The organism is Ramlibacter sp. bp-362 (genome assembly GCF_054956735.1).
The window spans coordinates 305,928-321,199 of record NZ_JBUDXE010000003.1 but is presented as its reverse complement, the minus strand read 5'-3'; the positions used below and the strand labels follow the sequence as shown (position 1 = coordinate 321,199).

General features: G+C 71.5%; 2 protein-coding genes. Both read left to right on the top strand.

Features of this window, described 5'->3' with window-relative positions:
* Nucleotides 1–53 precede the first annotated feature (53 nt).
* A complete protein-coding gene (locus tag ACY0MJ_RS05945) occupies nucleotides 54–12,791 on the top strand; it encodes a tandem-95 repeat protein (RefSeq protein WP_462637408.1) in 12,738 nt (4,245 codons plus the stop codon).
* Entirely contained in the window at nucleotides 12,788–15,256 is a 2,469-nt protein-coding gene (locus ACY0MJ_RS05940; protein ID WP_462637407.1) for an ATP-binding protein, read from the top strand. The genes ACY0MJ_RS05945 and ACY0MJ_RS05940 overlap by 4 nt, the downstream gene beginning before the upstream one ends.
* The last annotated feature ends 16 nt before the right edge of the window (nucleotides 15,257–15,272 follow it).

Here is a 15,272-nt window from a genome sequence, read left to right as displayed (position 1 = left end):
TCTCCCGTCTCCGCCCCGACCGGCCCGGCCCCGCCGCTGCCGTGGCGGAATGGATGGAGCCGCGCCTGCTGTTCTCCGCCGACCTGACCGGGGGCCTGCTGCTGGCCCACGATGCGGCCGATGCGGGCAGCGAAGTGCGCACGCTGGGGGCCGACGGCGAGTACACGGCGGCCGGCGCGGCGCCGGCAGCGACGTCTTCCGCCAACAGCCCGCAGCAGGGCGGCGCGGCGAGCTACGCCGCCACCGGCATCGCCTTCGAGGCCAACGAGGGACAGGCGCCCGCCGGGGTGGACTTCAGCGCCTGGGGCAGCGGCTACGGCCTGACGCTGCAGGATGGCCACGCCGCGATCACGCTGGCGACGCCCGAGGGCACGCGCGAGGTCCGGCTGCAGCTCGTGGACGCCGCGGCCGACGCCCAGGGGGAGGGCGAGGACCTGCTGGCCGCACGCAGCAACTCCTTCGTGGGCCACGATGCGTCGCAGTGGCGCTCGGGGATCGCGAACTACGGAGCCGTGCGCTACCGCGACGTCTACGACGGCATCGACGTGCGCTACTACGGCAACCAGCGGCAGCTGGAGTACGACTTCATCGTCGCGGCCGGCGCCGACGCGAGCGCGATCGGCCTGCGCTTCGAGGGCGTGGCCGGCGCGGCCATCGCCGCCAACGGCGACCTGGTGCTGCAGGTGGAGGGGAGCGACCAGGCGTTGCGCTTCCACGCGCCCCTCAGCTACCAGCGCGGCGCCGGCGGGCTGGAGACGGTGGCCAGCCGCTACGAGATCCGCGCCGACGGCAGCATCGGCTTCGTGCTGGGGAACTACGACCACGCGCGCGAGCTGGTGATCGACCCGGTGCTGGACTACGCCACCTACCTCGGCGCGTCCGGTGGCGAGTCCGCCGTGGCGGTGGCCACCGATGCGGCGGGCTATGTCTACGTGACGGGCCGCACCACCAGCAGCGGCGCGCCTTTCTCCGGCTCGATCGGTTCGCCGGGCGGCGCCGGCGACATCTTCGTCGCCAAGCTGAAGCCGGACCTCTCGGAGGTGGTGTGGGCGTCGCGCATCGGCGGCGGCAACGACGAGCAGGCCAATGCGATCGCCGTGGACGCCACCGGCAACTACATCGCGGTCACCGGCTGGAGCAAGTCGTCCAACTTCCCCACGCTGAACGCCGACGACGACACCCGTGCAGGCCTGCTGTCCGGACAGGACGCGGTGGTGTTCGAGCTGAACGCCGGCGGCGCGCTGCGCTTCAGCACCTATTTCGGCGGCGACGCCGCCGACAGCGGCAATGCGGTGGCCGTCGACAGCGCCGGCAGCGTCTACGCCGCCGGCGAGGTGACGCCGACCGGCCTGCTGACCGGGCTGCTGTCCCCGCTGCTGGGCAGCTCGGTCAACGTGTTCGTCAACAAGTACCTGGCCGATGGCTCGGTGGGCTGGCAGCAGCAGCTGGGCGGCAACGGTGACGATTCCGCCACCGGCATCGCCGTGGGCAGCGGCGGCGAGGCCTACGTGGTCGGCACCACGCGTTCGGGCTCCTGGGCGATCGGCGGCGACGACCTCGCCATGAACGGCGCGCAGGCCACGCTCTCCGGCGCGGCCGACGGCTTCCTCGTGCGCCTCGGCGCCTCCGGGGGCAGCGCCTCCTACGCCACCTTCATCGGCGGCAACGCCGTGGACAGCGCTGCGGCCGTGGCGGTCGACGGCACGGGCAAGGCCTACGTGGTGGGCGAGACGCGTACGGGCAGCGCGTTCGCCACCAGCACGGGCGCGTTCATCACCAGCCTGGCGGGCAGCAACCGCGACACCGGCTTCCTGCGCGTGTACGACACGACGCAGACGGGTTCGGGTTCGCTGCGCTATTCCAGCTTCATCGGCGCCTCGGGGGTGGACCATCCCACCGGCGTCGCCATCGCGGGCTCGCGGGTGGTGATCACCGGCGACGCCGGCTCGACCGACCTTCCGCTCACGGGCGACGCCGCCCAGTCCGTCAACCCCGGGACGGCGCTGTTCCTGCTGGTGCTCAACCCCGTGGGCACGGGGGCTTCCGACCTGATGTACGGCACGTACTACGGGGCCACGGCCACGCCGGGTGGCGTCGCCGTCACGGGCAACCAGGCCGTCATCGCCGGGGGGACGAGCAGCACGGGCTACGGGACGGCGGGAACGGCGCAATCCGCCAAGTCCACGGGACAGGACGCCCTGATCGCGAGCTTCACCCTGCCCAACACCGCGCCGGTGCTCGGCGGCCTGGTGCAGCCCGGCGCCATCCTGGAGGACAGCAGCGGCGGCCCGGGCTTCCTGGTGGATGCGCTGCTGGCCGGGAAGGTGCTCGACCTCGATGCGGGCGCCGTGCAGGGCATCGCCATCACCGGCCAGGACAGCAGCAACGGCGCCTGGCAGTACTCCACCGACGGCAGCACCTGGAGCGTCATCGCCGGGACTTCGGTGAGCAGCGCGCTGCTGCTCGCCGCCGATGGCCAGACGCGGATCCGTTTCGTGCCGGCGGCGAATTTCAATGGCACGGCGACGCTGACGGTCCGCGCCTGGGACCGCACTTCCGGCAGCGCCGGCGGCCGGGCCGACACCACCGGCAACGGCGGCACGACCGCGTTCAGCAGCGCGACGCAGACGCTGGACCTCACCGTGACCTCGGTGAACGACCTCCCCACCACGAGCAACGTGGTGTTGAGTGCTTCGAACGAGGACGCGGTGCGCACGATCACGGCGGCCGAACTGCTGGCGAATGCCGCCGACGTGGACGGCGACATGCTCACGGTCGGCAATCTCTCGGCCAGCAGCGGCACGCTGCTGGACCTGGGCGGTGGCACCTGGACCTTCACGCCGGCGGCGAACGACGACACCGCCGTGAGCTTCACCTACGACATCGGCGACGGCACGGTGACGGTCGCCGGCACGGCGACCCTGGACCTGCTGCCGGTGAACGACGCCCCGACGGCGCAGCCCGACACCGTGCAGGCCACGCTGAACACCCCCGTGACCTACGCCGCCGCGACGCTGCTCGCCAACGACACCGACGTCGAAGGCAGCACGCTCACCATCTCCGGCGTGACCAGCATCAGCGGGGGCACGGCGGTGCTCAATGCCAACGGCACCGTCACCTTCACGCCCAGCGCCGGCTTCGCGGGCAACGCGAGCTTCAGCTACGTGGTTTCGGACGGCACGCTGCAGTCGGCGCCCGCCACGGTGACGGTGGACATCAACGCGCCGCCGGTGGCGAACGCGGACACGCTGGCCGCGACCGAGGACACGCCCGTCACGTACACCGCGGCGGCGCTGCTCGGCAACGACACGGACGCGGACGGCGACCCGCTCACCATCGCGAGCGTCACGAGCGGCAGCGGCGGGACGGTGGTCCGCAACGCGGACGGGACCGTCACCTTCACGCCCAACGCCAACTTCAACGGCACCGCGCAGTTCAGCTACGTCGCGAGCGACGACCGCGCCGTGTCTTCGCCGGCGACCGTGACCGTGACCGTCGCGGCGGTGAACGACGCGCCGGTGGCCAAGGCCGACAGCTTCACGATCGACGAAGACGAGGTCGTCAACTTCAACCTGAGCCTGCTGCTGGCCAACGACACGGACGTGGAGTCGCCCCTCAGCGCGCTGAGCGTGGTCAGCGTCGGCAACGCCGTCAACGGAACGGTGGGCCTCAATGGCAACGGCACCTTCCGCTTCACGCCGGCCGCGAACTTCTCCGGCACCGCCAGCTTCACCTACGTCGTCACCGACGGCGTGAACCTCTCGGCGCCGGGCACCGTCACCATCACGGTGCGGCCGATCAACGACGCGCCGGATGCACGGGACGACGCCTTCGCCGGCGTGGAGGACACGCCGATCACCATCGACGTGGCGGACCTGCTGGCCAACGACAGCGATGCGGAGGGCAGCCCGATCAGCATCGCGGGCGTGTCCGGGATCGGGGCGGTGCTCAACGGCGACGGCACCATCACCTTCACGCCGCCCTCCAACCTGGCCGGGCCGGCGACTTTCAAGTACACGATCACCGACGGCACGCTGGTGTCGAAGGAGGCCCGGGTCACGATCAACCTGACCGCCGTGAACGACGCGCCGGTGGCCGTGGCCGACAGCCTGGTCGCCATCCAGGACACGCCGGTGGTCTTCACGGCGGGACAGCTGCTCGGCAACGACACGGACGTGGACGGCGACGCGCTCACGATCGGCAGCGTCACGAGCGGCACGGGCGGCACGGCGACGCTCAACGCGGACGGCTCCGTCAGCTTCGCCCCTGCCGCCGGCTTCGTCGGCAACGCCAGCTTCACCTACACGGCCCGGGACGGCAGCCTGTCCTCGGCGCCCGTGACCGTGACAGTGCTCGTGAACGACGTGCCGCAGGCGCGCGACGACGCACTGGTGGCCACCGAGGACACGACGGCGACCTACAGCGCGGCGGACCTGCTGGGCAACGATCTCGACACGGTGGGGAGCCCGCTGGTGATCACGGGGGTGGGCAACGCCAGCGGCGGCAGCGTCGTCCTGAACGCCGACGGCACGGTGACCTTCACGCCGCTGGCGAACTTCGCCGGCACGGCCAGCTTCACCTACACGGTGAGCGACGGCATCTCCACCTCGGCGGTGGCCACGGTGACGATCGCCATGGTGCCGGTGAACGACGCGCCGGCCGGGGCGGACCGGGCGCTCACGATAGCCGAGGACGCCACGCACATCTTCGTGGCGGCGGACTTCGGCTTCACCGACGCGGCCGATGGCAACGGTCTTGCCGCCGTGCGGATCACCTCGGTGCCGACGGCGGGGACGCTGACCCACGACGGCGTCGCGGTGGCGGCCGGCACGGTGGTCTCCGCGGCCGACATCGCGGCGGGCAAGCTGGTCTTCACGCCGGCGGCCAACGCGAACGGGGCTTCCTACGCGAGCTTCACTTTCCAGGTGCAGGACGATGGCGGAACGGCCGGGGGCGGGGTGGACCTCGATCCGGTGGCCAACACGATCACCTTCCACGTCACGGCCGTGAACGATGCACCGGTCGCGGCCGACGTGGCGGCGAACGGCAGCGAGGATGCGGCATCGATTCCGGTCAGCCTGGGTGGCATGGACGTGGAGGACGGCACGGGCCTGACGTTCACGCTGCAGGGCTTGCCGGCGAACGGGACCCTGTATGCCGACCCGACGCTCACGACGCTGGCCGTTGCCGGAACCGCATACGCCAGCGGGAGCTTCTACTTCGTCCCGGCGGCGAATTTCAACGGCACCGCCAGCTTCAAGTACACCGTGACCGACAGCGGAGGCCTGGCCGATGCCACGCCCGCGACGGCGACGATCGTCGTGGCCGCGGTGAACGACGCGCCGGCAGGGGCGGACCAGGCATTGACGATCGACGAGGACGGATCCCACGTCTTCGTGGCGGGGGACTTCGGCTTCACCGATGCGGCAGAGGGCGATGCCTTCGCCGGCGTGCGGATCACCACCTTGCCGACGGCGGGCGTGTTGAGCGTCGACGGCGTGGCGGTGACGGCCGGGACCTTCGTCTCTGTCGCCGACATCGCGGCGGGCAAGCTGGTCTTCACGCCGGTGGCCGACGCGAACGGGGCGGGCTACGCCAGCTTCACGTTCCAGGTGCAGGACGACGGCGGCACGGCCGGCGGCGGGGTGGACCTCGATCCGGTGGCCAACACCATCACGTTCGATGTGATGCCGGTGAACGATGCCCCGGCCGGAACGGATGCGACCCTCACCGTCACCGAGGATGGCTCGCACGTCTTCGTCACAGCCGACTTCGGCTTCAGCGACGCGGCGGACGGCGACAGCCTCGCCGCCGTGCGGATCACCTCGGTGCCGGCGGCGGGCTCCTTGAGCATCGACGGCGTGGCCGTGACGGCCGGCACGCTGGTCTCCCTGGCCGACATCGCGGCGGGCAAGCTGGTCTTCACGCCGGTAGTCGACGCGAACGGGGCGGGCTACGCCAGCTTCACGTTCCAGGTGCAGGACGATGGCGGCACGGCCGGTGGTGGTGTCGACCTCGATCCGGTGGCCAATACGATCACGTTCGACGTGACGCCGGTGAACGACGCACCCGCGGGCACGGACAAGACCCTCACGCTGGCCGAGGACGGTTCGCACACGTTCGTGGCCGCGGATTTCGGCTTCAGCGACCTTGCGGAGGGCAACAACTTCTCCGCGGTGCGGATTACCTCGCTGTTGACGGCGGGCACCCTGGCGGTCGACGGCGTGGCCGTGACGGCGGGCACGTTCGTGTCCCTGGCCGACATCGTGGCGGGCAAGCTGGTCTTCACGCCGGCGGCGAATGCGAACGGCCTGGCCTACGCCAGCTTCCAGTTCCAGGTGCGGGACGACGGCGGCACGGCCGGGGGCGGGCTGGATGTCGATCCCGTCGCGAACACCATCACGTTCAATGTGACGGAGGTGAACGACGCCCCCTCCGGGACGGACGCGACCATCACGCTCGACGAGGACGGCTCCCACACTTTCGCGGCGTCGGACTTCGGTTTCACGGATGCAGTGGACGGGCACGGTTTCGCCGCCGTGCGGATCACCTCGCTGCCGACGGCGGGGATGTTGTCCCTCGACGGTGTGGCCGTCGCGGCCGGCACGCTGGTGTCCGTGGCCGACATCACCGCGGGCAAGCTGGTCTTCACGCCGACGGCCAACGCGAAGGGTGCGGGCTACGCCAGCTTCGGCTTCCAGGTGCAGGACGACGGCGGCACGGCCGGTGGCGGCGCGGATCTCGACCCGGTCGCCAACACCATCACGTTCGACGTGACACCGGTGAACGACGCGCCTGCCGGAGCGGACGCGACCCTCGCCGTCGACGAGGACGGATCCCACATCTTCGTGGCAGGCGACTTCGGCTTCACCGACGCAGCGGATGGCCACGGTCTCGCGGCCGTGCGGATCACCTCCTTGCCGACGGCGGGCGTGCTCACGCTCGACGGCCTGGCCGTGACCGCCGGCACGCTGGTTTCCCTCGCGGACATCTCCGCCGGCAAGCTGGTGTTCACGCCGGCGTCGAATGCGAACGGCCTGGCCTACGCCAGCTTCCGTTTCCAGGTGCAGGACGATGGCGGAACCGCCGGCGGCGGCGTGGATCTGGATCCGGTGGCGAACACCATCACCTTCGACGTGACGCCGGTGAACGACGCTCCGGCCGGAGCGGACGCGACCCTCACCTTCGCCGAGGATGGCTCCCACATCTTCGTGGCAGGCGACTTCGGCTTCACCGACGTGGCCGACGGCCACGCCCTCGCCGCCGTGCGGATCACCGCCTTGCCCACGGCTGGCGCGTTGACGCTCAACGGCCTGGCCGTGGCGGCCGGCACCTGGGTCTCCGCGGCCGACATCGCGGCGGGCAGGCTCGTCTTCACGCCCGCGGTGAACGCCAACGGCACGGCGTACGCCAGCTTCACCTTCCAGGTGCGGGACGAGGGTGGCACGGCCGACGGCGGCGTGGACGTCGATCCGGTCGCCAACACCATCACGTTCGACGTGACGCCGGTGAACGACCCGCCGACGGGCGCCGACGCCACCATCGCGCTCGCCGAGGATGGTTCCCACGTCTTCGTGGCAGCCGACTTCGGCTTCAGCGACGCCGCGGACGGCGACGATCTCGCCGCCGTGCGGATCACCACGGTCCCGACGGCGGGCAGGTTGACGATCAACGGCGTGGCCGTGACGGCCGGCACGCTGGTGTCCCTGGCCGACATCGCCGCGGGCAAGCTGGTGTTCATGCCAGCGGCCAACGCGAATGGAGCAACTTACGCCAGCTTCCGCTTCCAGGTGCAGGACGATGGCGGAACGGCCGGCGGCGGCGTGGATCTCGATCCGGTCGCCAACACGATCACGCTCCAGGTCACCGCGGTCAACGATGCGCCCGCGGGCGCCGACAAGACGCTCACCATCGACGAGGACGGCTCCCACACCTTCGCCGCGGCGGACTTCGGCTTCGCCGACGTGGCGGATGGCAACAGCTTCTCCGCCGTGCGGATCACCTCGCTGCCGACGGCGGGGACGTTGACGGTCAACGGCGTGGCCGTGACCGCCGGGACGCGGGTCTCGCTGGCCGACATCGCGGGCGGCAAGCTGGTCTTCACGCCGGTGGCCAACGCGAACGGCACCGGCTACGCCAGCTTCACCTTCCAGGTGCAGGACGACGGCGGCACGGCGGGCGGTGGCGTCGACCTCGATCCGGTGGCCGACACGATCACGTTCGACGTGACACCCGTGAACGACGCGCCGGCGGGTACCGACACCACCATCGCCCTGAACGAGGATGGTTCCCACGTCTTCGCGGCAGCGGATTTCGGTTTCACGGACGCCGCGGACGGCGACGATCTCGCCGCCGTGCGGATCACCACGGTCCCGACGGCGGGCGCTTTGACCGTCAACGGCGTCGCCGTGACGGCTGGCACATTCGTGTCCCTGGCCGACATCGTTGCAGGCAAGCTTGTCTTCACGCCGGCTGCCGACGCGAACGGCACGGGCTACGCGAGCTTCCGCTTCCAGGTGCAGGACGATGGCGGCACGGCGGGCGGCGGCGTCGAGCTCGATCCGGTGGCCAACACCATCACGTTCGACGTGACCCCGGTGAACGATGCTCCCTCCGGGGCAGATGGGACCGTCACGATCGACGAAGACGGTTCCCATGCGTTCGCGGCAGCGGACTTCGGCTTCACGGACGCGGTGGATGGGAACGACTTCGCCGCCGTGCGGATCACCTCGGTGCCCGCGGCGGGCCTGTTGACGATCGACGGCGTGGCGGTGACCGCGGGCACCCTGGTCTCCGTGGCGGATATCGCGGCGGGCAAGCTGGTCTTCACCCCTGTGGCCGACGCGAATGGCAGCGGCTACGCCAGCTTCCGTTTCCAGGTGCGGGACGATGGCGGAACGGCCGGCGGCGGCGTGGATCTGGATCCGGTGGCGAAGACCATCACGCTCGACGTGACGCCGGTGAACGACGCGCCGGCCGGAACGGACGCCACCATCACCATGGACGAGGACGGCATCCACACCTTCGTGGCGGCGGACTTCGGCTTCAGCGACGCGGCCGATGGCAACGCTTTCGCCGCCGTGCGGATCACATCGCTCCCGGCGGCAGGCACGTTGACGGTCGACGGCGTGGCCGTGGCGGCCGGCACGCTGGTGTCCCTCGCCGACATCGCCGCAGGCAAGCTGGCCTTCACGCCCGCAGCGAATGCGAACGGCCTGGCCTGCGCCAGCTTCCAGTTCCAGGTGCAGGACAACGGTGGCACGGCCGGCGGCGGAGCGGACCTCGACCCCGTGGCCAGGACAATCACGTTCGACGTGACGCCGGTGAACGACGCGCCGACGGGAACGGATGCCACCGTCACGGTGGACGAGGACGGTTCGCACACCTTCACGGCGGCGGACTTCGGCTTCACGGATGCGATCGACGGCGACGCCATGGCGGCCGTGCGGATCACGACGGTGCCGACGGCGGGCCTGTTGACCCTCGACGGCGTGGCCGTGACCGCCGGCACGCTCGTTTCGCTGGCGGATCTCGCGGCAGGCAAGCTGGTCTTCACGCCGCTTGCCGACGCGAACGGCAGCGGCTACGCGAGCTTCGGCTTCCAGGTGCAGGACGACGGCGGCACGGCCGGAGGTGGGGTCGACCTCGACCCGGCCGCGAACACCATCACGATCGAAGTGACCTCGGTCAACGATGCCCCGACGGGAACGGATGCCACCATCAGCCTGCAGGAGGATGGCTCCCGTGCGCTCGCGCTGGCGGATTTCGGCTTCGCGGATGGCGATGGCAACAACTTCGCCGCCGTGCGGATCACCTCCTTGCCGGCGGCGGGCACCTTGACGATCGACGGCGCGGCCGTGACCGCCGGAACCCTGGTCTCCGTCACGGACATCGCGGCGGGCAAGCTGGTGTTCAGGCCGACAGCCGACGCGAATGGCGCCGCCTACGCCAGCTTCCGATTCCAGGTGCAGGACGACGGCGGCACGGACCGCGGCGGCGTGGACCTCGATGGCGTGGTCCACACGATCACGTTCGACGTGACGCCGGTGAACGACGCGCCGACGGGTGCCGACACCGCGGTCACGCTCGTCGAGGATGGCTCCCACACGTTCGCCGCGGCGGACTTCGGCTTCATGGACGCGGCGGACCGCAACGATCTCGCGGCCGTGCGGATCACCTCCGTGCCCACGGCGGGCGTGTTGACCGTCAACGGCGTGGCGGTGACCGCGGGCACCCTGGTCACCGTGGCCGACATCGTGGCGGGCAAGCTGGTCTTCACGCCGGCAGCCGACGCGAATGGCGCCGCCTACGCCAGCTTCCGATTCCAGGTGCAGGACGACGGCGGGACGGCGGGAGGCGGGGAGGATCTCGATCCGGTCGCGAACACCATCACCTTCAACGTGACCGCGGTGAACGACGCCCCCACCGGGGCGGATGCGACCATCACCATCAGGGAAGACGGCTCGCACACCTTCGCGGCCGCGGACTTCGGCTTCACGGATACGGCGGACGGCGACAGCCTCGCCGCCGTGCGGATCACCTCCATGCCCACGGCTGGCACCTTGACGCTCGACGGCGTGGCCGTGACGGCCGGCACGCTGGTGTCCCTCGCCGACATCGCCGCCGGCAAGCTGGTCTTCACGCCCGGCGCCAACGCGAACGGCACGGCCTACGCCGGCTTCCGTTTCCAGGTGCAGGACGATGGCGGAACGGCCGGCGGCGGCGTGGATCTGGATCCGGTGGCGAACACCATCACGTTCGACGTGACGCCGGTGAATGACGCCCCGGCCGGAACGGATGCGACCCTCACGCTTGTCGAGGATGGATCCCGCACCCTGGCCGCAGCGGACTTCGGCTTCACCGACGCGGCGGACGGCAACAGTCTCGCCGCGGTGCGGATCACCTCCGTGCCCACGGCGGGGCTGTTGACCATCGACGGCGTGGCCGTGACCGCCGGCACCCTGGTCCACCTGGCCGACATCGCGGCGGGCAAGCTGGTCTTCACGCCGGCGGCCAACGCGACCGGGGCTTCGTACGCGAGCTTCACGTTCCAGGTGCAGGACGACGGCGGCACGGCCGGCGGCGGGGTGGACCTCGATCCGGTGGCGAACAGGATCACCTTCCACGTCACGGCCGTGAACGATGCACCGGTCGCGGCCGACGTGACGGCGAGCGGCAGCGAGGATGCGGCATCGATTCCCGTCACCCTGGGCGGCACGGACGTGGAGGACGGCGCCCGACTGACATTCACGCTGCAGGGCTTGCCCGCGAATGGCATGCTGTACTCCGACGCGGCGCTCACGACGCTGGCCGTTGCCGGAACCGCATACGCCAGCGGGAGCTTCTACTTCGTCCCGGCGGCGGAGTTCAACGGCACGGCCACCTTCAGGTACACCGTGACCGACAGCGCGGGCCTGGGCGGCGCCGCGCCCGCCACCGTGACGATCGCCGTCGCTGCCGTCAACGACGCCCCCGTCGCCGCCCCCGTCGTGCTGCCCGCGATCGCCGAAGACAGCGGCCCGATCGTCCTCGCACCGGCGCAGCTGCTGCAAGGCGCGAGCGACATCGACGGTCCCGCGCTCGCCGTGACGAACCTGGTCGCCAGCAGCGGCACGCTGGTGGCGCGCTCCGACGGCACCTGGACCTACACGGCCGACGCGGACTTCAACGGTGTGGTGACCTTCACGTACTCGGTGGGCGATGGCCTGGCCAGCGTGGCCGGCAGCGCGAGCCTGGTCGTGACGGCGGTGAACGACGCGCCGGTGATCACCAGCCTGGACGGCGCCCCGGCCTCCACGGTGACGGTGAGCGAGAACGGCACCCCGGTCGTCACCGTCGATGCGAGCGACGTGGACGACCGGCTGCAGGACCTGGCCTACACCATCGCGGGCGGGGCCGACGCGGGCCTGTTCACGATCGACCCGGCCACGGGCGCGCTCTCCTTCGTGCGCGCCCCCGATTTCGAGGCGCCCGCGGACACCGACCGCGACAACCTCTACGAAGTCATCGTGCAGGTGAGCGACGGCCGCCTTTCCGACCAGCAGGTGCTCTCGGTCCGCGTGGCGGATGCGGGCGAGGCCGGACCGGAACCGGCGCCGCCCGTGACGCCGCCGCCCGCGCCCACGCCGCCGGCCGAACCCCCCGTCCACCCGGTGCCGCCGGCCCCGGCGCCCCAGCCTCCCGCGCCGCCGCCGCCCGCGCCGCCTCCGCCGGCCCCCGGGCACACCTCGCAATCCCTGCAGGACGCGCTGGGACCCACTCCCGACATCCCGGTGGTGCGCCGGGACGACGGTACGCTGTCGTTCCCCGCGCCGGTGGCCCGGCTGCTCGCCGAGGCCGACGCGGGCCGCATCCTGCGCACCATCGTGTTCGACCGCGGGGGCCTGGAGCTGATCTCGGGCCAGGGGCAGGGCGAACTGCTGCTCTCGCGCTTCGCCACGGCGCTGGGCAGCGACGGGGCGGGCCTCGCGGACCTGCAGCGCTCGCTGCGCTCGACGACCTTCACCGGCGAGCTCGATCGCCTGCGCCAGTCCGTGCGCGAGGAGCTGGACCTCGACCAGTCCCTGGCCGTTTCCGTGGCCAGCGTGTCCTTCGGGCTGTCGCTGGTCTACATCCTGTGGCTGATCCGCGGCGGCGTGCTCGTGGGCAGCTACCTGTCCGCGCTGCCGGCGTGGCGCATCCTCGACCCGCTGCCCGTGCTGTCGCGCGCGGACGAGGAGGATGAATCCGAGGAGGAGCCCTTGCACGACGATGGCCCCAGCGGCCGCAACACCTTGCGGGGCTTCGGATGAAGCTGCTCGACACCCGCACCTACATCTCCCTGGGCCTGGTCTCGCTCGCCAGCACGGTGCTGCTGGCCGCCTCCTTCTTCGGCCTCGTGCCGGACCGCAACGGCGCGATCCGCGAGGGGCGGGTCGCGCTGGCCGAGTCGCTGGCGGCGAGCAGCACCGCCATCCTGGGCAGCGGGGACCCGCGACCGCTCGAGGACGTGTTGCGCTTCGTGCAGAAGCGCAACCCCGAGCTGCTCTCCGCCGGCCTGCGCACGCACGAGGGCAAGCTGGTGGTCGCCGTGGGCGACCATGCGCGGCGCTGGGCGCCGATCGACAGCGACGCGGCGCACGACGCGCAGATCCAGGTGAACCTGGAGGCCGGGCACCGGCCCTGGGGGCAGCTGGAACTGCGCTTCGAGCGGATCGCCCCGGCCGGCCCTGCGGGCCTGCTGCACACGCCGCTGATCCCGCTGCTGGCGTTCTGCTCCGCGCTGTGCTTCCTCGGCTTCCGCGTGTACCTCACGCGCGTGCTGCGGCACCTCGACCCTTCGCGGGCGATCCCGGGCCGCGTGCGTTCGGCGCTGGATTCGCTCACCGAGGGCCTGCTGGTCATCGACCAGAAGCAGGCGGTGGTGCTGGCCAACGAGGCCATCGTCAAGCTGCTGGGGAAGACCAACGACGAACTGATGGGCACGCCGGTGTCGGCGATCGCCTGGCTCGATGGCGACGGCATGCCGCTGCAGCCGCATGCCGCCCCCTGGGCCACGGCGCTGGCGCAGGGCGTCGTCCAGCGCGACCTGCAGTTCAAGCTGAAGGACCGAGGCGGCCACCTGCGCAGCTTCGTCGTCAACTGCTCGCCCGTGCTGTCCACCGGCGGCCGCGCCTCCGGCGTCCTCATCAGCCTCGAGGACATCACCCTGCTCGAACAGAGCCGCGTCGAGCTCCGCTCGGCCAAGGAGGAGGCCGAAGCCGCCAACCGCGCCAAGAGCGAGTTCCTCGCCAACATGAGCCACGAGATCCGCACCCCGATGAACGCCATCCTCGGCTTCACCGAGCTGCTGCGGCGCGGCTTCGGCAAGAGCGAGCGCGAGTCCTCGCGCTACCTGGACACCATCCACCACAGCGGCCGGCACCTCCTGGGCCTGATCAACGACATCCTGGACCTCTCGAAGGTGGAGGCCGGGCAGCTGACGGTGGAGAAGATCGCCTGCGCGCCGCACCAGGTGATCCAGGGCGCGCTCGCGGAACTCGGGCTGAAGGCGCAGGAAAAGGGCATCCAGCTGTCGCTGCGCCTGCTGACGCCGGTGCCCGAACGCGTGCAGTCGGACCCGGCGCGCATCCGCCAGGTGGTGCTCAACCTCCTGAGCAACGCCGTCAAGTTCACCGAACGTGGCGGCGTCGAGGTGGTCCTGGCCTGCAGCGGCCAGGCCTATACGGTGGAAGTCAACGACACCGGCATCGGCATGGACCCGGCGAAGGTGGAGGCCATGTTCGACCCCTTCACGCAGGCGGACGTGTCGATCACCCGGCGCTTCGGCGGCACCGGCCTGGGGCTGGCGATCAGCCGCCGGCTGGCGCGCGCGCTCGGCGGCGACCTCACCGCCACCAGCCAGCCCGGCGTGGGCACCACGATGCTCTTCAGCTTCGCCACCGGCGCGCTGGAGGGCGTGCGCCTGCTGGACGCCGGCGCGCTCGCGGCGGCGGAGGCGGCCGGCGCCGCCGCGCCCCGCACCCGCTGGCGCATCCCTTCGGCGCGGGTGCTGGTGGTGGACGACGGCCCCGAGAACCGGGAGCTGATCTCGCTGGTGCTCACGGAGCAGGGACTGTGGGTCGAGGAGGCGGAGAACGGCCAGGTCGCCCTGGACAAGCTGGCCGCCGGCAGCTACGACCTCGTGCTGATGGACATGCAGATGCCGGTGCTCGACGGCCATGCGGCCACCCGCGCGCTGCGCGCGCGCGGGGCGACGTTGCCCGTCGTGGCGCTCACCGCCCATGCGATGAAGGGCTTCGAGGAGGAGGTGCTGGCCGACGGCTGCACGTCCTACCTGACCAAGCCGGTGGACATCGACGCGCTGCTGCAGCAGGTGGCGCAACTGCTGGGCGGATCGGCGGAGGAGGCGCCGGCGACGCCGGTGCCGTCGGTGTTCGGCGACCTCGAGCCGGAGCCCGCGGAAGGCCCGATCCGCTCTCGCTTCGCCGGCAATCCGAAGCTGGTCCCCATCGTGCGCAAGTTCGCCGCCCGCCTGCACGAGCAGCTGGGGAACGCGCGCCAGGCCGCCGGGGACGGCGACCTGCCGGAAGTGGCGCGGCTCGCGCACTGGCTGGCGGGCGCCGCCGGCACGGTGGGCTACGACGCCTTCACCCGGCCGGCGCGCGAATTGGAAGCGGCGGCCAAGGCCGGCGATGGCGCCGCCGCGGCGTCGGTGCTGCAGCGGCTGGCGCGGATGGCGCAGCAGCTCGAGCTGCCGGAGGCGGCCATCGGCTGAGGCCGGTGCACAATGA